The following is a 24,271-nucleotide window of genomic DNA, read 5'->3' on the forward strand; positions in this document are numbered from 1 at the left end:
ATTTTCTATGAAATTACCATTCACTAGATTTACAACAATTAGTTTAATCGGTTTGCTTCTTTTGGGATGTCAAACGGAAAAAAAGAATGTTGAATACGTAAAATATGTCAATCCATTAATTGGAACAGCGCCATTTACATCCGAAAGTACACTAAAACATAGTGTGGGAACCGAAAATAATTCGCAGGTAGTTCCTTGTGTTACAGTTCCTTTTGGAATGACCAATTGGACACCCCAAACAAAGGATGGAGAAACAAAATGTCAATCGCCATATTATTATACAGATTCTATTATTCAGGGTTTTCGTGGAAGCCATTGGTTGAGTGGATCCTGTGTTCAGGAATATGGAAGTATGACAATTATGCCTATTTCTGGTGCTCTAAAATGTTTGCCTAATCTTCGTGGTTCCTCTTTCTCTCACGATAAAGAAATGGCGAGTCCTTACTTGTATCAAGTTCGTTTAGATGATTATGATATTGATGTAGAAATGACGGCTACTAAGAGATCTGGCTTGTTCAAATTTACTTTCGAAAAAGAAGGTGAAGCACATATTGTTGTGAATCCAAACAGCGACGAAGGACGTGGTTTTATTAAAATACTACCTGAAACAAATGAGATTGTAGGTTACAATCCTGTTCACCGAATTTATCAGGGTTGGGGAGAAGAAGCTGGTTTTAGTGGCTACTTTGTGGTTCGTTTTCAAAAAGATATTGAAACCTATGGCGTTTATCAGGGTAACAAAATTAATGAAGGAGATCGCCAGGTAGCCGATTTAGAAAATCTAGGTGCTTATGTATCTTTCCTTGTTCATGAAAACGAAGAAGTTTTGGCTTCGGTAGGGACTTCCTTTACCAGTATAGAGCAAGCAAGAAAAAATTTAGATGCTGAAACTAGTGAACTTGATTTCGATTTAGCAAAAACTGAATTACAAACTACTTGGGAAAACCTTTTGTCGAAAGTTGAAGTAGAGGGTGAAGTCGAAGATGATAAAGTGAAGTTTTATACTGCCCTGTATCATAGTTCTTTGCAACCGAGAACTTTTAACGATGTTGATGGTTCATACGTGAGTTTCGGTGGTGGAAATGAGCTGATGAATAGTGGCGATCGTGATTATTACGTCGATTTCTCGATGTGGGATACTTATCGAGCATCTCTTCCTTTGTTCAATTTCTTGATGCCAAAAGTGAGTGCTGATATGATGAATAGTCTTTTCTTGAAAGCAGAACAAGGCGGTTGGTTGCCTATTTTTCCCTGCTGGAACAGCTATACATCTGCAATGATTGGTGATCACTCCATTGCTGCTATTGCTGATGCTTACAGTAAAGGCGTTATCGATATTTCAGATAAACAATATGCTTACCTGTTACAAAATGCCTTTAAATCGCCTGATACTTTCGAAGAATACAAGGAGGGAAAAGGACGTCGTGGCTTGAAATCTTATCTTAAATATGGATACATTCCTTTGGAGGATGAGGTAAAAGAATCCTATCACGATGAAGAACAGGTTTCACGAACTTTAGAATATTCTTTCGATGATTTTTCACTGAGTCAAGTTGCTACGAAGCGCGGTGATGTGAAGAATGCAGAGATTTTGAAGAAACGAGCGCAGAATTATCGAAATGTATACAGTGCAGCCGATTCGTGCGTGCGTGGTCGATACATCGATGGAACTTTCACCAAGGAATTCGATAAGTTTATTCGTATGCCTTACATCACAGAAGGAACGCCTTATCAATATACATGGTATGTTCCTCACGATATAGCTGGATTGATGGACTTAATGGGTGGTCAAGATGGCTTTACGGCTAATTTAGATCGTTTTCATGCAAAAGGGCAGTATTGGCATGGTAACGAACCAGGGCACCAAATTCCTTTTCTTTACAATTACAGCGGAGAGCCATGGAAAACACAGGCTTTGGTAAGTCAAATTATGGAAACAGAATACATTACGGGGCCGGGTGGTTTAAGTGGTAACGATGATGCCGGTCAGATGTCGGCTTGGTATGCTTTTGCGGCTATGGGATTTTATCCTGTTTGTCCTTCTGTTCCTGAATACGTTATTTCGGGCCCTCATTTCGATCACATCAAAATTCATCTCGAGAATGGAAAGATGTTAGAAATTAATGCGGATGGAGCTTCTACAGGTGGAAATTACATTCAGTCTTTGAAAGTAAATGGTGTTGAAACAGATCAAAACTTCTTGAATCATTTCGATATGATGAAAGGTGGAGTTCTTGATTTTGAAATGGGAAATATTCCTAATAAAGAATGGGGTGCAAGCAAAGAGTCTCGTCCTTATTCAGAAACAAAATAAAAAAGTCGGCAGCGAATTTTCCTGCCTATTTAATCAGCAATAAAAATGAAAAGATCTATGAAATCATTTGTTTTTATTGCTGATTCTAATTGTAAGTAGTTGTTATTGATTGTTGTAAATGAAAAATAGAAAGTCATGATTCATAAATTACTCTATTCTGTACTATTTCTGCTACTAAGCTGCTTTTCAGTCTCCGCACAGCTTAAAAATAAACCAGTTCTCGAAGAAGAGTTCATGGATATGGGCTTAGGGATTTTTGTTCATTGGAGCATGGATTCGCAACTGGGGAGTGTGATTAGTCACACTTTGGTGGGAGCTTCCGAGGATTATATAGATAAGTACATGAATGAGCTTCCAAAGACTTTTTATCCTGATAAATTTGATTCGGATGAATGGGCTCGATTATTCAAGGTAGCAGGTGCTGAGTATGTGGTGTTTACTACGAAGCATCACAGTGGATTTTGCATGTGGGATACGAAGACTACTGAATTTAATATAATGAACACGCCTTACGGAAAGGATATTACCGCCATGCTTTTTAAGTCCTTACGAAAATATGGATTAAAAGTAGGGGTGTATTTTTCGCCTGAGGACTTTAGTGTGTTACATAGCCAAGGTAAGTTAATTTCCCGCAAACGTTTTGGAAGTCAGGTTACTGATAATCCTGAATTGTTAGCTTATGACAAATCGCAAGTTGATGAGTTACTATCGAATTATGGTTCCATTGATATGATATTTTTTGATGCTTTTAAATCCAAGCCTTTGGTGAACTATGTTCATGATAAATACCCCAATGTTATTGTTACAAGAGGTGAGATGAAAACGCCTGAGCAATCAATCCCTGGTGGATCTATGAAAGGACCTTGGGAAACCTGTATGACTATGGGAACTCAGTGGCAGTACAAACCAACCAATGAAAACTATAAAAGTGGAACTGAGGTGATCGAAAAATTAATCGAGATAAGAGCCAAGGGTGGTAACTTTTTAATGAATATTGGACCTAAGCCTAATGGTGAAATTGCCATTGAACAAGAAGAGAGATTGCGGGAATTAGGTCTTTGGATGTTTGTGAATGAAGAAGGCATTAAGAACATACGACCTTTGCCAGGAATCATTAAAGATGGTTATTTATGGTTCACCCAGAATGAAAAGGAAAATACGGTGTATGCTTTTATTACTGGTCAAACAGAATGGTTCAAAGGAAGAAGGAGAAATTTTCTGATGAAAAATCTTAAAGCAACCGATAAAACAGAAATTTCGGTATTGGGTCAAAATGATTTGGTGGTTGAGTATTGGCCAGAGAATATTCCGGAATCAAGGTTTATTCAGCACAAAGATTTGTTGGAGATTTCAATCTCCAGAGCACAGCGTTTGTATAACGATAAAGTATGGCCTAATCCCGTCGTCGTAAAACTAACCAATGTTGAGATCATAAAATAAGTCGGGACTATTGGGGTGCCGAAAAGAAACTAAAGAGTAGCTTCAAGGCTACTTATATTTTAAAATTTAAAAGCCAATCAATGAAACGGAAGCTGTTATTTATTCTGATATTTGGTTTAATCCCATTTTGTGGAATTAGTCAAACAAATTATCCCTTTAATAATTCAAATTTACCATTACAGGAACGTGTTGATGATTTATTGAATCGTTTAAGTATGGAAGAAAAAGTTTCTTTGCTGGTATCTACTTCTGAAGAAATTTCACGCTTGGGTGTTGCTAAATATTATCATGGAAATGAAGGCTTGCATGGCGTGGTTAAAGGCGGTCGTTTTACCGTATTCCCACAGGCAATTGCGCTTTCTGCAACATGGAATCCGAATCTTATTTATGATGTGGCTACTGCAATTTCCGATGAAGCTAGAGCCAAATGGAATTTCTACAATCAGGGAAAAGATCAATTGAATCCGTATAGTGATTTATTAACCATGTGGTCGCCAACAATTAATATGGCAAGAGATCCACGCTGGGGACGTACGCCTGAAACTTATGGTGAAGATCCATTTTTAACCAGTAGAATAGGGGTTTCTTTTGTAAAAGGATTGCAAGGTAATGACGAAAAATATCTGAAAGTAGTATCTACACCCAAACATTTTGTAGCTAACAACGAAGAGGAAAACCGATTTGCTTGCAATGCTGAAATTTCAGAAAGAGCTTTGCGTGAATATTATTTGCCTGCTTTTAAGGCATGTATTATGGAAGGAAAAGCACAGTCGATTATGAGTGCTTACAATGCTATAAATGGAATTCCATGTACTGCAAATAATTGGTTGCTAAACGATGTTTTGAGAGACGAATGGGGATTTACAGGTTATGTGGTGAGCGATTGTGGTGCACCCACTTATTTAAAAAAATCACATCATTTTGTTAGTAATGATACCTTGGCAGCTAAAGCTGCAATTGAAGCAGGTTTAGATCTTGAATGTGGTGATAATATCTATAGAAAATATCTTATTCCTGCACTTGAGAAAGGTCTAATTACGGAAGAATTAATTAATCAATCAGCCCGTAGAGTTTTGGAAGCTCGATTCAAATTAGGAATATTCGATCCAGTAGAAGGTAATCCGTATTCAAAAATTTCTCCTGATGTAATTGGTTCACAAAAACATCAGGATCTTGCCTTGGAAACTGCTCGTCAATCAATCGTATTACTTAAAAATAAAGAGAATATATTGCCTTTGGATGTAAAGGGAATTAAGAAAATAGCTGTAGTTGGTTTCAATGCCAACCAAGTCGTTTTTGGCGATTATAGCGGATTACCTGTTATCTCTCCCATATCTCCTCTTAAAGGAATTCAAAATAAAGTAGGTGATCAAATAGAAGTTCAATACGTAAAATGGAAAACGGCAGCTAGAAACTTGAACTTATTGGAATCGGAATACTTGCGTAACGATAAGAACGATGAAAAAGGTTTGTTTGCTGAATATTATGACGATAAATTTTTGACAGGAACACCGAGAACCAGAACGGATAAGGTCGTTAATTTTGACCCAGTAAATCAGCCACCCGATTCATATAGCAACTACCGACATAAATCTATGAGATGGACAGGTTATATCGCTCCTAATATTTCTGGTGCTTATAAAATTGGCGTGAATTCCGATGATGGAGTGCGCTTGTGGTTGAATGATGAATTGGTGGTTGATGAATGGCACAATCGAGGAAAAACGACCGACCAAGTAGATATTGAAATGGAAGCAGGTAAGAAATATAGTATCAAGCTGGAGTATTTCGATAATGGTGGCGATGCTATTTGTCAATTACTTTGGAAAGTTCCAGGAGGTTCAACCGATTTATATGAGGAGGATAGAATTGCAGTCAGAACAAGCGATTACGTGATTGCAGTAATGGGAATTAATAAAACCATCGAAAAAGAAGGGAAAGATAGAGTAGAATTGGGTTTACCCGAAGATCAAGTTTCTTACTTAAAAGATATTTACGCTGAAAATAAGAATGTAATTGTGGTGCTTGTCGCCGGAAGTTCATTATCTGTTAATTGGATGGATGCAACAGTTCCTGCTATTGTAGAGGCTTGGTATCCTGGTGAAAGTGGAGGTACTGCTATTGCTGATGTACTGTTTGGTGATTATAATCCTGCAGGTAGATTGCCCTTTACTTTTTATAAATCGGAGAAAGATTTGCCTCCAATGAATGATTATGAAGTTACGAAAGGGAGAACCTATCAGTATTTCGAAGGTGAGCCACTTTATGCTTTCGGATATGGCTTAAGCTATACTTCTTTTGGATACAGTGATATGAAAATTGCTAAAAATCAGGAAAGTGTTACCATTTCTGCAAAGATCAAAAATAAAGGAGACTACAAAGGAGATGAAGTGGTTCAATTGTATGTGAAAGATGTGAAGTCTTCGGTACAGAGACCATTAAAACAACTGGTTGGTTTTAAAAGAACATCCTTGGCAATTGGCGAAACGAAAAGCATAAGTTTTGAAGTACCCGTTAAGCAATTAATGTTTTGGGATGAAGAGTGTAGCGAATGGCATTTTGAAAAAGGAGTCTTTGAGTTTATGATTGGCGCATCATCAAGCGATATCAGATTAAAGAAAACTTGTAAAATAAAATAATATTGAATCATTAAATATTAAGCATGAAAATATCATCAAATAGTAAATTATACCTGTTGTCATGTCTGTTCTTGGCCTTGTGTCCTTTGGCTCAAGCTCAAATTATCAATGTGCCAACTGAGAATGATTTTGAAATTGAGTATAATAAGGCCGAGAGAGTTGTAAAACTCGGTGAAGGTCATTATTTCATCGATTTTGGGAAAGCCTATTTTGGAACAGTAGTTTTGAATTCCAAACAGCTACAGAAGGATAGTTTGATTGTTCGCTTAGGTGAAAAATTAGCTGAATCGAATCAGATTGATAGAAATCCTGGTGGAACAATTCGTTATCAGCAAGTTAAGCTTAATCAGCTTGAAGCCAAGCAGGATGTGGTCCTTAATTTGCCTGCTGATAAAAAAAACACGAAACCTGGAGCCATTCATCTTCCTGCTTCTTTCGGAGTGATCATGCCTTTTAGGTATTGCGAATTGGAAAACCTTCAGGTGCCTATTGAGGATCTTGAAATCTCTCAGAAAGCTTTTCATTATCAATTTAATGATGAGGCAGGAACCTTTACGTCATCGGATACTATTCTGAATGCAGTTTGGGATTTATGTAAGCATACCATTAAAGCAACAAGTTTTACAGGTTATTATGTGGATGGCGATCGTGAAAGAATTCCGTACGAAGCCGATGCTTATATTAATCAGCTAAGTCATTATTCTTGCGATAATGTTTATTCTATGGCGCGTAGAACGAACGAATATTTTGTTCAGCACCCTACCTGGCCAACAGAATGGCTTTTGCATACCGTATTATTGTACTATCAGGATTATATGTATACGGGTGAAACCGAAATGCTTGAGAAATACTATGATGTTCTAAAAATAAGAACCCTTAAGGATTTGGAACGTGAGGATGGATTGATCAGTTCAAAATCGGCTAAATTAGATGGTGAATTTAAATTGAAATTAGGATTTAAAAATGCTAAAACGAATGTGAAAGACATAGTTGATTGGCCTGCTGGACAAAAGGATACGGGTTGGAAGCTAGCAAGAAAAGAAGGCGAACGTGATGGCTACGAAATGGTAGCGATTAACACTGTGGTTAATTCGTTTTACTATTACAATCTATTTTTGATGTCGGAAATTGCTGACTGTCTTGGGAAAACTAAGGATGCTGCATTCTTTCAAAAAAAATCGAAAAAGCTTAAAAAAGTCATCAATAAAAAACTTTTTGATAAATCGAGAGGCGTTTATATCGATGGGGAAGGTTCTAACCATGCTTCCTTGCATGCCAATATGTTTCCACTTGCCTTTGATCTAGTACCTGAAAAAAATAAGAAGTCGGTAAGTGAGTTCATCAAAACCAGAGGCATGGCCTGTAGTGTTTATGGTGCTCAGTATTTGTTAGATGCTTTGTTTAATGCCAACGAATCGGAATATGCTTTGAAATTAATTACCGATACGACACATGATCGTACTTGGTGGAACATGATTGAAATTGGTTCGACTATGGCTTTGGAAGCCTGGGATATGAAATACAAACCCAATTCGGATTGGAATCATGCATGGGGAACTGCTCCTTTGAATATCATTACGCGTCGGATGTGGGGAGTTACTCCTAAAACACCTGGTTTTGCAAGTGTGCAAATTCAACCTCAATTGGCGGATCTTCAATCTTCAGAAATAAAAGTTCCTACGCTAAAAGGGAGTATTGAAGCTAAGTACAGTGTGTCGGATAAGAACGAGCAGATTTATGAAATAAAACTACCTAAGGGTATGACTGGTGAATTCGTTTTGTCGAATAGTAAGACTAAAGTTTTGTTTAATAATGATATGATTAAAAATAAAAAAATACTGAAGCTTAAGGAAGGAGTAAATACCTTAAGAATTAAGCAATAAAAATTTACTGTTTCTTGATAATAATGAGCAGGAAGATGAGCTGAAAAAGCGATTCTTCCTGCTCATTTTGTATATTTAAAGCAACAAATAAACTTATTAATACATGAAACTTACTTTTTCAATATTAGTTCTCTTTTTCTCTTTAGTGAGTAATGCTCAAACAAGGGATACACTTTATTTATGGCCAAATAATGTACCTGGTGAATCAAAACCAAAGCTAGCTGCAGTGGTATCAGATAATTCCAAAGGAAATGTAATTCGTTTGGCCGAGGTTACCAATCCTTCTTTGACCGTTTTTGAACCGGAAAAACCAAATCATTCGGGTGTTGGAATAATTGTTTGCCCTGGTGGAGGATACAGTATATTGGCTGTAGATAAGGAAGGATATGAAATTGCCGAATGGCTCAATACGCTTGGATACACTGCTTTTGTATTGCAATATCGTGTTCCTAAAAAGCAAAAAGGAGCCTTAAATGATGCTCAAAGAGCTGTTCGTTTGGTTCGAAGTAAAGCCTATGAATATGACCTGTATCCCGAAAGAATAGGAATGATTGGTTTTTCTGCAGGAGCGAGCCTGTGTGCTCGTACGTCTACTCAGTTTAATCTCGATTCTTATGCAAAAACAGATGCTGTGGATGAAATTTCCTGTCGTCCGAATTTTTCCATGCTCATTTATCCAGCTTATTTTGATAAAGGTGAAAACAGAAGTTTGACACCAGAATTGACGATTAGTGAATCTACGCCTCCCTTTTTTCTTTTTGGAACAGCTGATGATAAATATGGAAATAGCTCTTTGGTAATGACATCCGCCTTGCGCGATAATAAAATACCAGTAGAATTGCATGTTTTAGCCAAGGGCGGACATGGTTATGGATTGCGAAAAGGAAATATTGCTGGTGAAACATGGCCTGCTTTGGCTGAAAAATGGCTTAATAAAATGGTGAATAGTAGGCAGTTCGAAAAGCATCAAAGAACTATGAATTTTCCCAAAACGACTGTTTATCCGCAGAAAATACCTAAAAAGAAGGATGTTTGGGTTTTTATGATGGCGGGACAATCCAACATGGCTGGAAGGGGATTTGTAGAACCTCAGGACACTCTTACTTCTGAAAGAATTCTAACGATCAATAAAAACAATGAAATCATCCTTGCCAAAGAGCCGCTGAACTTTTACGAACCAAAAATGAATGGTTTAGATTGTGGTGTTTCCTTTGCGAAACAGCTTCTTAAACGGGTACCTGAAAATGTATCTGTTCTGTTAGTACCAACTGCTGTAGGAGGAAGCTCTATCAGTCAATGGTTAGGTGATTCTATTCATCGCGAGGTGCAGCTACTCTCCAATTTTGAGGAGAAGATGAATTTGGCAAAAAAACATGGCAAATTGAAGGGAATCTTGTGGCATCAGGGAGAAAGTGATGCGAATGAAGCGTGCGTTCCTAAATATGAAGAAAGACTCACGCAATTAATGCACCAATTCAGAAGTTTTGCAGGAAATAAAACGTTACCTGTGCTAATTGGAGAATTGGGAAGTTACTCGAAAAATAAAAGCAATTGGTTACTCATTAATAAACAAATTGAACACTTTGCTTCAAAAGATGAACATGCTGAATTGATTCTTACTGACGATCTAATAAATCGGGGTGACAGTCTGCATTTTGATTCTCAAAGTCAGAGAATATTAGGAGAACGATTTGCTAAGGAATATTTAAGGCGTAGTAAATAAACTAACTCTTGTTTTAATTGATTGTAGTTGGCTACTTAGCTTCATTTACTACAAAAAAAAGGATGTATTTGTTAAATACATCCTTTTGTTAGTATATAGGGAAATGATGAAATATTGAGATGAATGAGTTGAATTGTTCACTCGTTCGAAGCCTTTCCTACTAAACAATTAGTTAATCAAAACCAATTGGTTCATCTTTCTTATATCGCCTATCGGATTATGATTTATTGATGAATGAAGCGAAGTAAAGAATGATTCTTTCGTAGCGGTCAAGGTGTGTAAAGGCACGTAAATGGTTCTATTTTAAACGTGTTTAGCTATCTTGAATGATTTGTCCATATCTGTGATTGTTTTATTCATCTTATAATAGTTAAGACAATGTAATTTCACATTTCAACAAAGGTTTGCATTTAAACCATGTATGGGACGAGTTAAACTAAAAATTTTAAGCATGTTGTTCGGAATGAAAAAACAATATTTAATATTCATATTTGCCATTATTCCCTTTATTTTTGGGTGTCATAAATCTGAGATTCCTTTAAACGAAATACAGGTTATTGGTAGTCACAATTCATACAAAATAGCGATAGAAAAACCTCTTTGGAATTACCTTGCTCAGATAGACTCTGCCAAAGCATCGAGTTTGCAGTATGGCCATATTTCTCTTGTTGATCAATTAAAAATGGGGTTACGAAATGTGGAGTTGGATGTTTTTTATGATCCTCAAGGAGGTCATTTTTCAAAACCCAAAGGCTTAGATATTATTAGAGAGTCAGGTTTTGAACCACGGGAATATGATCTCGAACAAAAGTTAGCCCAACCTGGCTTAAAAATGTTTCATATTCAAGATATTGATTTTAGAAGTTACCATTTGCTATTTAAAGATGCTTTGAAATCCTTGAAGCAATGGTCGGATCAAAATCAAGATCACACGCCGATTTTTATATTGATGAATACCAAAGATCAAAAAGTGAAGGGTACTCGTGATCCTTTAATGTTTAGCAAGGAGGCATACAATTGTTTAGATCAGGAAATCCGTTCGGTTTTTGCCGATGACGATCTGATTACACCCGATTTGGTACGTGGCAATTCTGAAACCTTAGAAGAAGCTATTTTAAGCAAAGGATGGCCAAGTCTGAAAGCGCTAAAAGGGCGATTTTTGTTTGTTTTGGATGAAAAAGAAGCGAAAATTAATCGTTATCTTGATGGTCATGCTGGTTTAAAAGGGAGAGTTTTGTTTGTAAATAGTCCCGAGGGAAAACCTGAAGCTGCTTTTCGTATTATCAATAATCCGATAAGAGATTTTGATCACATTAAAGAATTGGTTGAAAAAGGATATATGGTGAGAACTCGAGCTGATGCAGGAACTAAAGAAGCTAGAACCAATGATTACACCAAATTTGAAAAAGCAAAAGAGTCGGGAGCTCAGGTAATCTCAACCGATTATTATATCCCTACAAAATTATTCAAGTCTGATTTTAAAATCAGTTTTGAGAACAACAGCTACGAAAGAATAAAATTAGTAAACCATGATACAAAATAAGATGAGATTAGCAATTGTTAGTATGTTATTGCTGCTGTTTACATCAGGGATTAGTGCACAAAATAAAAATTTCACACTAGTGTCTGAGAATCAAACGGCAAAAATCATCATAGATAAGAAAGATGCCAAAGTCGTTGAGATTGCGGCTAATATTTTATCCGAAGATGTATTTAAAGTCAGCGGAACGAAATTAGTAGTAGAACACAAATTATCAAAAGGGGCAATTATTGCAGGAACCATTGGTAAGAATAAAATAATTGACAAATTGATTGCAGAAAAGAAGCTTGATGTTTCTTCAATACAAAACAAATGGGAATCTTATATTATTCAAGTTGTCGATAATCCGAGTAAAAATGTAAAGAATGCATTGGTGATTGTTGGATCTGACCGAAGAGGTACAGCTTTTGGTTTGTTAGAGATTTCACGAATGATTGGTGTGTCGCCTTGGGAATGGTGGGCAGATGTAACGCCTGATAAGAAACAAGAATTGGTACTTACCATTGAAAATAAGAAATATGGTTCTCCATCGGTAAAATATCGTGGACTATTTTTAAATGACGAAGATTGGGGATTGCAACGATGGGCAGCATTGAATTACGAACCGGAAACTGGAGATATTGGACCTAAGACTTATGCTAAAGTGTTTGAATTGTTGTTGCGTTTACGTGCCAACACCATTTGGCCTGCGATGCATTCTTGCACCAAGTCTTTCTATTCTTATCCTAAAAATAAGCAAGTGGCAAACGATTATGCTATTGTTGTGGGAACATCGCATTGCGAACCAATGCTTTGTAATATAAATGCCGAATGGGATAGCAATACAATGGGCGAATGGCGCTACGATAATAATTCAGAAACCATTAAAACATTATTCCAAAAAAGATCAAAAGAGACTGCCAATTACGAAGGTATTTATACAATGGGAATGCGTGGAAAACATGATTCTCCAATGATTGTGGGTGAAGATGATACAGATTCTCAGGTAAAGCAGTTAGAGAATGTGATTGCAGATCAGCGAGAGATTTTAGAGAAGGAAACGGGTAAAAAAGCTGCAACGCTTCCGCAGATCTTCATTCCTTATAAAGAGGTGTTGACTTGTTATCAGAATGGAATGGAAGTGCCTGAAGATATCAGCTTGGTTTGGACCGATGATAATTACGGATATATCCGTCAGTTAAGTAATGCTGAGGAGCAAAAGCGTTCGGGTGGAGCTGGGGTTTATTACCATACTTCCTATTGGGGACGACCTCATGATTATTTGTGGCTCAATTCTACCAATCCAGTTTTAATGTGGGAAGAAATGAGCAAAGCTTACGAATTTCAATCTCGCGATTTGTGGATTCTCAATTGTGGCGATATTAAACCACACGAATATAATATTGAGCTGTTTTTGGATATGGCTTGGGACATGAGCTCTTTTGATAAGAGTAGTGGTGTGAAAAACCACATGCAAAATTGGGCTGGGCGGGAGTTCGGGGAGCAAAACGCAAATTCAGTTACCGAATTGATGTATGAATACAATCGATTAGCATTCCAACGTCGTCCGGAATTTATGGATTGGAGTCGAGTTGAACCTGTAACAAAATCAGGAGATACAGAATTGAATCAAATTCATTACGGAGACGAAGTTTCATCAAGAATTGAAGATTATCAGAAGCTTATGGATGCATCTGAAGATTTGAAAACTAATATTGCACCCAACAGAAAAGATGCTTTCTACGAATTGGTTACCTATCCTGTAATTGGTGCTGCTAGTTTAAACCACAAATGGTTATATTCCTATAAAAATAAGTTTGCGGCACAACAAGGCCGAAAAAGTGCAGCTTATTTTGGGCAGAAATCCATGGAAGCCTTTCAACAAATCCAGAAAGAAACGCAGTACTTTAATAACAAGTTGCAAAACGGGAAATGGAATTACATCATGAGTATGTCTCCACGTAATTTACCCGTTTTTTCGACTCCTACAATTGCAACTTTCGTTGGTGAAGACAAAGCTCAATTAGGTTTGGCATTGGAGAGTTACGAAATGGAAGTGAATCATGATGTGATTAATTCTTATGCCGATGTATTACCTGTATTTAATGCCTATCTTAATAGTCGTTATTTTGTAGATGTATTTTTAAAAGGAGAAGTTGAAATTGATTGGAAAGCAGAATCTAAGGCCAATTGGATTCATATTTCGAAAACTAAAGGTACTTTGAATAGTAAGAATCAGGAACAGCGTATTTGGGTAAGTATTGATTGGGACAAAGTACCTGTCGGAGTCAATAAAAAAGAAGCGCCTTTAGGACATGATTATCAGCTAATACCGCCAAGTTATAAGGTGAATTCTGCTATCGATTTTGTTTCTGGCGATTCTACTATTAGCATAGGGATTTCTGTTTTCAACCCAAAATATAAGGAGTTGGAGAACTACAAAGGTTTTGTTGAAGATAAAGGTTTTGTATCTATAAACGCAGAAAATTATTCAAGCACAAAATCAGGAAAGCAAGCTAGTTGGGAAACTTTCGACGGTGTGGGCTATACTGGTAAAGTAGTAACAGCTTTGCCTCGTTCTGCTGATTCTCAAACTACGATTCAATCAATTGTAAATAACAGTCCTGTTTTGGAGTACGATTTTTATACCTTTAATTTTGGTGAAGTAAATGTACTTTTACAAGCAGTACCTACACATGCAGTCAATAATGAAAGAGGTGTGCGTTGTGCTGTTTCTATAGATAATGCTGATCCAGTAATCGTCGATTTTCAAACTTTCGGACGAAGTGATGAGTGGATGGAAAATGTATTGAAAAATACCTCGGTTAAGGCGGCACAACAAATTGTGAATAAAGCAGGAAAACATACGCTTAAAATATGGATGGTTGATCCAGGAGTGATGATCGATCAGATATTAATAGATTTGGGAGGATGGAAGAAGAGTTATTCATTTCCTGCAGAATCAAAATTGTAAATTATTGAAATAGATTATGATGAGAAATATTATATATACTTTATTATTGTCCATATTACTTATTGGCTTTTCCGCTTGTGAACAAAAAGTGCAGAAAAAGGATTCTTTTCAAATTGCTTTTATGGCCGATGTTCATTTGAGTGATGTTTATGGTGAATTTCAAGACTCCGATTATAAAGGAGTACTGAATCCGGGAAACGGAAAATATGCCAATGCAAGAACTATGCAAGCACAGTTGCATTCTACTCGAATTTATAACGAAAATTATTTTGCATTTTTAGCTGCTTTAGATGATGTTGCAAACAGAGGAATAAAATATGTGGTTTTGCCTGGCGATTTTAGTGATGATGGACAACCTATAAATATTAGGGGATTGCAACAAATTCTGAATGAGTATTCTGAGGAATACGACATCAAATTTTTGGCAACAACAGGAAATCACGATCCTGTTCGTCCTTTTTTAATGGATGCAGGGAAAAAAGATTTTTTAGGGAAAGACGGAAAGCCTCAGGTAATTATGAGCGCCGAAGGAATGTATGTTCCAAAATCGTCAGACGAAAATTCTGTGGTTATCACTAAGGATATTGCCAAAATGGGGTACGAGCAGATAGTTACGACCTTAGGTCAATTTGGATTTTTCCCTCAGAAAGAAGATTTGTATTGGGAAACTCCTTTTTCAAGTTATCAATACGACGATTATAGCTTTGCTAAAGCGACTGAGGACTCTAAATTGAAGCATAGAAATTATTCGATTCCTCCCTATAATACGACTATGCCTGATGTTAGCTATTTGGTAGAGCCAGTGAAAGATATTTGGTTTTTAGCCATTGATGCAAATGTTTATGTGCCTAAAAAAAATGCTGAGAATGATTCTATGAATTCCTCTAATTATGAAGGGTCTAGTGTTGGTTATTCCAATGTTCTAACACATAAAAAACATTTAATTACTTGGGTTAAAAAAGTAACTGCTGAAGCAGAGAAACGAGCTAAAACTTTAATTGTTTTTAGTCATTATCCGATGATTGATTTTAACGATGATGCTTCAGATCATATTAAAAACCTAATGGGCAAAGGTAAAATGCAATTGCACCGAGTTCCTGCCGAAAGTGTTGCCAAAACTTTTGCCAATGCAGGAGTCAAATTGCATTTTGGTGGACACATGCACATTAACGATACAGGAGTTAGAAAGTTTGACAATGGGGATTTCCTAGTTAATGTTCAGATTCCCTCGCTTGCAGCTTACATTCCTGCTTACAAAATTCTAAAAGTGAAAAGTAAAACTTTAATGGAGATAGAAACAGTTGTGATTGATTCGGTTCCCCGATTTAAAGAGCTTTTTCCACTTTACGAGCAAGAACATGCTTATTTGGAAAAAATTGGAGCGCAGAATATTTGGAATAAAGATATTTTGGGTGCAAAAACTTACCACGAATTTACCAATTGGCATTTGAAAGAATTGGTTCGATTACGATTTTTGAAAAAGGATTGGCCTGTTGAATTTAGAGACTTTTTGTTGAAAGCTACAGGAAAGGAATTATTGAATGTGGCTGGTGTGAAGGTAGCAGATTCAGCGTCGTTTGATAACTGGACAGGTTTCGACATGATCTTTGATTTCTATCGCCTTAGAAGCGCCGATAAATTAGCTATAAAAGATATTGGGATCGATCGTATTAAGCAATATCAAGTCATCATTAAGTCATTATTAAAGGAAGATACTAATTCTAAGATAACGGATGATGTGCGAAAAGACTTTTTTGAATTTACTCGCATTTTCCATCATTTTCTGAATGGAGCTCCTGCAGATCATTTTCAGATTGATCTGAAGAATAATGAGCTTATTGATTTGGCTGAGTAAATTTTATAAATGTATATTTAATTTTTATTTGTAATAATCGGATATGTTGTCAACAGCATTTATTGCTTAAACGTATAAATGATAATATCCTTTGTTTTCTTACCTTACTCCCGAATCCATTAATATCCTGAATATGTTGAGGCAATTTTTTTGTTTTATTTTACTTCTAGTATCGACTTCTACTTTTTCTGAAGAACTTAGATTTGAGCATTACAGCAATGAAAAAGGATTGTCGCACAATTCGGTTCGATCGATATTGCAAGATCAAAATGGCTTTCTTTGGTTTGGAACTTTTGGGGGTGTAAACCGTTTCGATGGAGTCAGTTTTAAACCATTTACAAGTGATATTTATAATCCTAATTATTTACAGGATGATGACATTACTCATATGGTAATGGACGATGATGAAAATATTTGGATTGGAACCAGCAATGGATTAACCCGTTTACACTTACCTACTTCACAATTTAAAACCTTTCATCCGGATTCTGCAGAGACCAATAATATTTGTGGAAATAAAATTAGAGCTTTATTTATTGATAATGATAAAAGAGTGTGGATTGGAACCAAGCACAATGGATTATGTTACTATGATTCTCAAGAAAAAGTGTTTCATAAAATTGATTTAGGAAATGTAGAATATGTTCGATCAATTACTCAAACCGCAGATAATAAAATGTGGATAGGAACCTATGGAGAGGGAATCTATAAGTTTGATATCAATACAAATGGAAAGCTTGAAAATCTTGTTCGTATAGAAACTAAGAATAAGGAAAATACATCATTAAATAGTTTTGTTTATTTTTTATACGAAGATCATAAGTTTGATGTTTTTGCGGGTACTAGAGAGGGGTTGTTTAAGTTGAATAAAATAAAAGATGAGTTTGAATTATTAGAGCAAAAAAATATTGCAATTGATTTTTTTCGATGCATCACCCGTGGACCAGATGGTTTTTATTGGATTGGGACAACCAATGGTTTAATTAAGTGTAATTTATTGGAAGATATCTCTTTAAACTCTTATGAGAGATATGATACTGATCTCTCATATAACAAATCTCTTACTAATAATTATGTCTCTTGTTTGTGTTTTGATAAATCGGGCGTGCTATGGATTGGTACTGAAAATGGGGTGGAAAAGTATGATCCTTTCGATAATCAATTTAAAATGACCCGAATAGAAGGTGTTTCAAGAAAAAATATTCCCATTGTAAGTAGTTTTGGTGAAACTTATGATGGTAATATCTTGATTGGGACACATGCCAATGGGATTCACTTGCTTAAGGATAATAAAATCAATCTTGTTTCCTCAGAAGATGAGCGTATCGTTAGTATATATAGTACTGATGGGAAAATTTTTTATTGTGGGTTATGGGATGGTAGAGTTCTTAAATTTGATTATTTAACATCTGAAATAAAAATTTTAGATGTTGGATTTCAGGATGTTCCTGTTTTTTCTTTTTTAAAGATTTCAAAAAACGATTTATTAATTGGTTCGAATGGAGATGGTTTGATAAAATATAATATCAAATCTAAAAACCATTACAAAATAAAAAATGATATTTTAGGGAAGCAGGATATCAATAAAATAATACAGAATAATTCAGGAATTATTTGGTTGGCAACAGAATATGGTGTTTTTAAATACAATCCGGTAAGTGAATCAATAAAAAATTATACTTATCAGGATAATAAGACTTCAGGACTTTCTAACGATAAAATAAAGGATCTAATTATTGATAGTAAGGGAAAAGTATGGGCTTCTACTCGTCATGGTATTAATTTCTACGATCCGTTAACAGATGACTTTATTGCTGTCACAGAACCCATAGAACTTAAGAATATTTGGGTAACGGACATGGCGATTGATTCTGTTGGGCAAATGTGGTTAAATATGAATTTTAATCAGATTGCGAAATATGATATTAAAAATAAAGAATTACATATTTTCTCTGTTGATAATGGTGTTCGGTCTAATATTTTTAACAAGAGAGGTTTTCTGTATTCTAGTAATAAACAAATTTATCTTGGCGGAGAAAATAGTCTGATTTCATTTAATCCACCTACTCTTAAAGAGAATGACTTTTCACCTGCACCTTTGATTAGTGAATTTAGTGTGCAAAATAACATTGTAATTCCTGGAGATACGATTAATGGACAGGTAATTCTGGAAGAGGACTTGAATTATTCCCGAAAAGTAGATTTGAAATATAACAATCGAATTTTCTCGATTACATTTTCATCGGCATCATATGTTGAGGAAAGGCAGAATAAGTTTCAATATATGCTTGAGGGGTTTGATAAAGATTGGATTAATGCGACAAGTAATTCAAGAACCGTTCAATATACAAATCTTTATCCTGATGAATACTTATTTAAAATAAGGGCTATAAATAGTAATGGGTACTATAGTGATGTCTCATCTTATCAAATTAATATTTTACCTCCTTTCTGGTTAACTTATAAAGCATTTATTCTTTTCTTTATTCTTTTAGCTTTCATAATCTACCTTGTTCAAAACCAATTAAAGAAGAGAACTTATTTAAAGCAGGAGCTTTTATTAGAGAAAGTAAAAAGAGAGCGAGATGAAAAGTTAATCGATGAAAAACTTCGTTTTTTCACAAATATATCTCATGAATTAAGAACTCCAATATCGTTGATTCTTGGACCAACTAAGCAATTGGTAGAGGAGGATGGAGGAACCGATTATCAAAAGAGTAGAGTGAATCTGATTTTGCAAAATTCCAACAGATTACTGTATTTAGTAAACCAGCTCTTGGATTTTCGAAAAGCTCAAACTGGAGAACTAAAATTAAAAGTTTCCAAAACAGATATCTTATTATATACCCGAAATACATTTAATTCTTTTAAAGGTTTTGCAAAAGATAAAAAGATTAATTTCAACTTAATTAGCGAAGAAGATTCAATAAGTGGTTGGGTGGATCGAGATAAGTTGGATAAAGTATTATACAACCTCTTGTCTAATGCAATTAAATTTACGGGTAAATATGGAAATGTCGATCTGTTTGTGGGCATAAAAGATTTGAATCCACTTAATTCGCGAAAATTAGTTATTGAAGTAAGTGATGATGGAATTGGGATTCCTCTAGAAAGCCAAAAGAAAATATTTACACGCTTTTATCAAGCTGAAAATAGCAAGGAAGACAATACGGGCTCAGGAATAGGATTGTCGCTTGTTAGTTCTATTATTAAACTACATAAGGGCGAAATTGAGTTTGAAAGTTTTCCTGAGAAGGGAACTATTTTTACGGTAGAAATACCAATGGATAGGGATTATTATGAGGGAAATGAGATTTTTGATTATGAGTTGAAGCCACAAAGTTTGCCAGCTGTTGAAGAAAAGTCTGTTAAAAAAGTAGTGCAATCAACCCATTTGAAAAATAAAGTGTTGGTTATAGAAGATAATGCTGAATTACGAAAGTTTATTGTTGAGTATTTGTCTGATTATTATAAGGTTTATGAAGCAGAGAATGGAGAGGTTGGATTAAGAGTATGCCGACAAGTGAAACCTATTTTGTGTGTAGCCGATGTAATGATGCCAATAATGGATGGTTTTGAATTTTGTTCAGCTTTGAAAGCCGATGAATTGATTAGTCATATTCCTATTATTCTTCTTACAGCTCTCTCAGATACTGAAAATAAAATTAAAGGATATAAATTGGGAGCCGATGGGTATTTGGTAAAACCTTTCGATCCTTCTCTTTTAAGAACTAGAATTGACAACATTATACAAAACAGAACAGACTTGAAGGGTAAATTCTCAGAGGATGTTGATAGTGATGTGAATTTATTAACGCATTCGCCAATTGATGAGGAGTTGATGAGTAAGTTAACCGGTATTATTGAAGAGAAAATAGGTGAGCCAGAACTAACAGCTAGTTTTCTTTGTAATGAAATGGGTATGAGTTCTTCTAAATTATACCGAAAAGTAAAAGAGTTAACCGATTTGGCACCGAATGAATTTATACGTACAATTCGATTAAAAAGATCAGTGCAATTATTACAACAAAAAAAATATAATGTTTCAGAAGTCGCTATTATGGTAGGATTTAATGATCCACTTTATTTTAGTCGCTGCTTTAAAAAACAATTTGGTTTTCCTCCAAGCAAAGTTATTAGTAAATAATTATTGAATTTAGAAGCATGATAAGTATAGTTGAAACTTCTTGTTTTGGAGTTGTTATTTATCATGCACCCTAAATAGGTGAATTCAATCGGTATAGCTGAAAATTTTCCAACTTTAAATCGTTTTTAGCTGAATGTATGTGTAATTGATTTTTGGCCACCCCAATAATTATTGTTCTATATCTTCAATAAAAAAATGGTATTTATCATGATTTATAAAGCATAAAACACAGTAAGTTCTGTCCGATTATTTCTCCAACTATCAATAGCATATTGGTATTTTTCATCCCACTTGTCCTCAAATTTATCTAAAGCATGTAATGCTGCTTCCTGGTTGAGTGTTGTATAAATCTCTTATACCGCTAGTAAAAGATTTACGATCCTTGTAAGAGACAAACTTACATGTATTTCTAATCTGGTGAATAACACATGCTTGAGTTTTTGATTCTGGGAATACACTATTTATTGTTGATGTAAAACCATTCAGATTATCAGTACAGGTTATTGCTGATGATGATATATTAACATCATAAATCTCGATAAGTTGTTGTTCTATGTCTGAAACCGTCATGCCTTTTGCATATAGAGAGATATTTCGGTTTTCTATACCTAATCTAGTATTACTTCTTTTAGGTATAATTTTAGGGTCAAATGTTCCATTTCTATCTCGTGGAACTTTGAGATCTATCTCTTCAAATGTACTCTTCAACTTCATTTGAACAAAGCCATTACGGCTATTGCCACTTAGGTTGCCCTCGATATTATTCTTGTGATAGCCTAAGAGGTTATCTATTTCTGCTTGGAGAATTTGTTCGGTTCCTCGATTAAATATTGCTTTTTAAAATCCATCAAGTTCTTCTCCTGTTGTAAACTGTTTTAAAAAATCTGATTTTAATAATTCTTCTTTAGTAATCATGATATAAATATAAAAAGGTTGAAAACCTTTTCAACCCATTTACACACTTTACGGGATAGTGTCATTTATTCATAGAATATATTATTCCCTAATAATTGCTCCTTATTCATCGATTATGGAACCAAAACCAATTGGTTTAAATGTTCATTGATTATTCCAATTTCTTCCGTTGTAAGACTCGCTTCAGTCGCTTTGGCATTCTGAATTGCTTGTTCTGCATTTCTTGCTCCAACCAAAGTAATTGAAATAGCAGGTTGCTGAAGTGTCCATAAAATAACCAGCTGTCCTAAGCTTAATCCTTTTGAATCAGCAATGGGTTTTATTTTATTTAGAAATTCATTGGTACGGCTAAGATTTTCATCCTTATAAAAAGGTCTTGTTGCACGTTGATCTCCTTCTCCAAATTTATAACCTGGTTTCATTTTTCCGGTTAGTAATCCTCTTTCAAGCGGACTGTAAGCTATAACTCCTTTTCCATTATTAAGAGAATAGGGAACGATTTCTTTTTCGATATCGCGTAATACCATACTGTAAGGAACCTGGTTTGAGGCAAGGTTTATATATTTCTCTGCTTCTGCAAATTGTTCTGTATTGTAATTGCAAACACCAGCATAACGAATCTTTCCTTGTTTGATCAGCTCATTAAGAGCATCCATTGTTTCTTCAATTGGCGTGGTGATGTCTGGCCAGTGTAGTTGGTAAAGATCAATGTAATCGGTTCCCAAACGTTTTAAGCTAGCTTCGCATTCTTGTATGATGCTTTCTTTCCCAGCATATTTGTAAATATCGATAGCTTTGCCGTTGTTATTCTGGTTTTTGTAGATAAGTGTGCCTTTTGCTGAGTCCCAACGCATTCCAAATTTGGTGAGAATTTGTATTTTATCTCTAGGAATGTCTTTTATTGCTTGTCCAACAATTTGTTCACTAAAACCCTGTCCATATACTGGAGCAGTATCAATGGAGGTCACGCCTAAATCATAAGAAACTTGTATCGCTTTTATGGCTTCATTTTGTTTTGTGCCTCCCCACAACCATCCACCAATAGCAAATGAACCAAATGTAATGGCTGAAAGAGTAAGATCAGTATTTCCTAATTTTCTATATTTCATATATGTAAATAATTAACACTTAATTTGTATTCGTAGCACCACATATTATGACATTAGTTACACTTTGAAATGAGTTTTGAGAATTCATGAGTCAATATCGCTCCTTATTAATGATATAGCCTTGATCTTTAATAACTGAAATGGTATTTATCAAGATTGATAAAGTTTAAAACACTCGTTATTTATAATATCTACAGGAAGGTATTCATCTTTGTTTATTTCATGTTGCAATAAAACGTGTTCAAATAATTTCTTTACTGCCTTAAATCCTTGTTGATATGGATGTTGACCAATCAAAAAGTTAATACTGCCTTTGTTTAGGTAATGAATGTTTTGATCGATAGGATCGAAGCCAACCAATATCATGTCATTTAACTTATTTGCTTCAAGGTATCGGGCAATTTTATAAACTTTAGAACCCGTTGTAAAAATCGCTTTAATGTTTTTGTTTTGCATTAATACGTGATTCAATTTTTCTTTAATCAATTCCGATTTGGATGTTGGAATTTCGATTGTGATTTTTAAACCCTCATTTTTACCTTTATCCATAAAGTAACTCAGGAAACCTTGAGTTCGTTGATTAAGGTGTAGTACATTTTCAAGGTTTTTAGCTAGGTTGATTACCAAAATGTCGCCATCTGTTGGAATTCCAAAATCGATAAGATTAGCCGCTACTCTTCCGCCGTTGTAACCATCACTTCCTACGTATGCTAAGTAATTACTATTCTCTAATTTCGATTCAACAAAAACATAAGGAATACCTATTTTATCCAGTTTCCGGGTGAATTCTATACTTTCTTTAGTGAAAATTGGAGCGAATACAACGCCCGATGGTTTTAATTTTAAAATTGCTTCGGTTTGTTTGATAAAATCTTGCTCATTGTAATGTTCAAAAAAGAATTTTTCAACAAATACTTGGAATTGCTCCAATTCTTCTGCGGCATCATTAATTCCATTTAATGGTTTTTGCCAAAAGATATCTTCTTCGGTTGGAGTAGGTAGTAGAGAGGCGAAAACACTTTGTTTTTTAGACGTTAAGGCTCGTGCAATAAGATTTGGTTGATAGTTATTTCCTTTAGCGATTTCCAAAATTTTATTTTTGGTTTCTTCAGCAACTTCTCCACGATTGTGAAGAACACGGTCCACTGTGCCTACGGATACTCCAGCTTGTTCAGCAATATCTTTTATACGAATTTTCGCCATTTTAGTCCTTTTTCTTAGCACTCAGAATAGAACAGTTGTCTATTCTGAGTAGAAAGTTTACAATTACAATTGGGAAACAAAAGTAAGAGTTCTATATGTATTAATTGAATGTTTGCAGAAGCATTAATCAATTAAAATCCAAATGTATTTGGTAACCACATGCTTAAATCTGAGATGTAAGTAACCAGTAATAAACACACAATCATCGCTATGAACATAGGCAGTAGCGGTTTAATTACTTGTTGAATTTTGATGTTGGCAACACTGCATCCGATAAACAAAACGGAACCTACAGGTGGCGTGCAAAGTCCTACACTAAGGTTTAGAACCATAATAATTCCAAAATGTACTGGATCAATTCCTAGATCTACAACAATCGGTAAAAAGATAGGAGTGAAAATGAGTACAGCTGGAGTCATATCCATAAATACACCAACAACTAAAAGAATTAAATTAATCAGTAGTAAGATAACAATTGGATTATCGCTAAGTCCTAGTAAACCAGCACTTACATTTTGAGGGATATTTTCATAGGCCATAATCCATGATA

Annotated in this window: 13 protein-coding genes; 9 read left to right on the plus strand and 4 right to left on the minus strand. The window is 35.1% G+C overall.

Translation table 11 applies throughout. The features are described 5' to 3' along the window. Window positions 1–7: 7 nt before the first annotated feature. The 9 genes from EMN46_RS09645 (at window position 8) to EMN46_RS09685 (ending at window position 20,494) form a co-directional block, all read left to right on the plus strand. Window positions 8–2,314 carry a GH92 family glycosyl hydrolase gene (locus EMN46_RS09645; RefSeq protein WP_154200600.1) on the plus strand — a complete coding sequence of 769 codons (2,307 nt, stop codon included), beginning with the start codon at window positions 8–10 and terminating at the stop codon, window positions 2,312–2,314. 135 nt (window positions 2,315–2,449) lie between these two features. Next, window positions 2,450–3,754, plus strand: a complete 1,305-nt coding sequence (locus EMN46_RS09650) for an alpha-L-fucosidase (RefSeq protein ID WP_154200601.1) — start codon at window positions 2,450–2,452, stop codon at window positions 3,752–3,754. An 80-nt stretch (window positions 3,755–3,834) separates the two neighbouring features. Then, window positions 3,835–6,393 (plus strand): glycoside hydrolase family 3 protein, encoded by a 2,559-nt coding sequence (locus EMN46_RS09655; RefSeq protein ID WP_154200602.1) that lies wholly within the window; start codon window positions 3,835–3,837, stop codon window positions 6,391–6,393. Window positions 6,394–6,416: 23 nt separating this feature from the next. Further along, window positions 6,417–8,276, plus strand: coding sequence for an alpha-L-rhamnosidase C-terminal domain-containing protein (locus EMN46_RS09660; RefSeq protein ID WP_154200603.1), 1,860 nt, complete (start codon window positions 6,417–6,419; stop codon window positions 8,274–8,276). A gap of 103 nt (window positions 8,277–8,379) precedes the next feature. Then, entirely contained in the window at window positions 8,380–9,999 is a 1,620-nt protein-coding gene (locus EMN46_RS09665) for a sialate O-acetylesterase (RefSeq protein WP_154200604.1), read from the plus strand. Window positions 10,000–10,420: 421 nt separating this feature from the next. Then, complete coding sequence (locus tag EMN46_RS09670; RefSeq protein WP_229130323.1) at window positions 10,421–11,542, plus strand: phosphatidylinositol-specific phospholipase C1-like protein; 1,122 nt, start codon at window positions 10,421–10,423, stop codon at window positions 11,540–11,542. Then, entirely contained in the window at window positions 11,529–14,492 is a 2,964-nt protein-coding gene (locus EMN46_RS09675) for a glycosyl hydrolase 115 family protein (RefSeq protein WP_154200605.1), read from the plus strand. Before EMN46_RS09670 ends, EMN46_RS09675 begins: the two co-directional genes overlap by 14 nt. A 19-nt stretch (window positions 14,493–14,511) precedes the next feature. Continuing rightward, a complete protein-coding gene (locus tag EMN46_RS09680) occupies window positions 14,512–16,347 on the plus strand; it encodes a metallophosphoesterase (RefSeq protein WP_154200606.1) in 1,836 nt (611 codons plus the stop codon). A 133-nt stretch (window positions 16,348–16,480) separates the two neighbouring features. Further along, on the plus strand, window positions 16,481–20,494 hold the full coding sequence (locus tag EMN46_RS09685; protein ID WP_154200607.1) for a hybrid sensor histidine kinase/response regulator transcription factor: 4,014 nt from the start codon (window positions 16,481–16,483) through the stop codon (window positions 20,492–20,494). Between the two features lie 303 nt (window positions 20,495–20,797). Here the strand turns inward: EMN46_RS09685 and EMN46_RS20220 are convergent, their stop codons facing one another. From EMN46_RS20220 to EMN46_RS09710, 4 genes are all read right to left on the minus strand, one after another. Next, on the minus strand, window positions 20,798–21,325 hold the full coding sequence (locus EMN46_RS20220) for a transposase (RefSeq protein ID WP_368667516.1): 528 nt from the start codon (window positions 21,323–21,325) through the stop codon (window positions 20,798–20,800). A gap of 197 nt (window positions 21,326–21,522) precedes the next feature. Next, window positions 21,523–22,518 carry an aldo/keto reductase gene (locus tag EMN46_RS09700; RefSeq protein ID WP_154200609.1) on the minus strand — a complete coding sequence of 332 codons (996 nt, stop codon included), beginning with the start codon at window positions 22,516–22,518 and terminating at the stop codon, window positions 21,523–21,525. Window positions 22,519–22,668: 150 nt separating this feature from the next. Beyond that, the gene (locus tag EMN46_RS09705; RefSeq protein ID WP_154200610.1) at window positions 22,669–23,721 is read right to left on the minus strand and encodes a substrate-binding domain-containing protein; all 1,053 of its coding nucleotides are present in this window, start codon (window positions 23,719–23,721) and stop codon (window positions 22,669–22,671) included. 131 nt (window positions 23,722–23,852) lie between these two features. Further along, window positions 23,853–24,271 (minus strand): TRAP transporter large permease subunit (locus EMN46_RS09710; protein ID WP_154200611.1); only part of this gene is annotated, 419 nt, incomplete at its 5' end.

The organism is Ancylomarina sp. 16SWW S1-10-2, assembly GCF_009669305.1.
GTDB lineage: Bacteria > Bacteroidota > Bacteroidia > Bacteroidales > Marinifilaceae > Ancylomarina.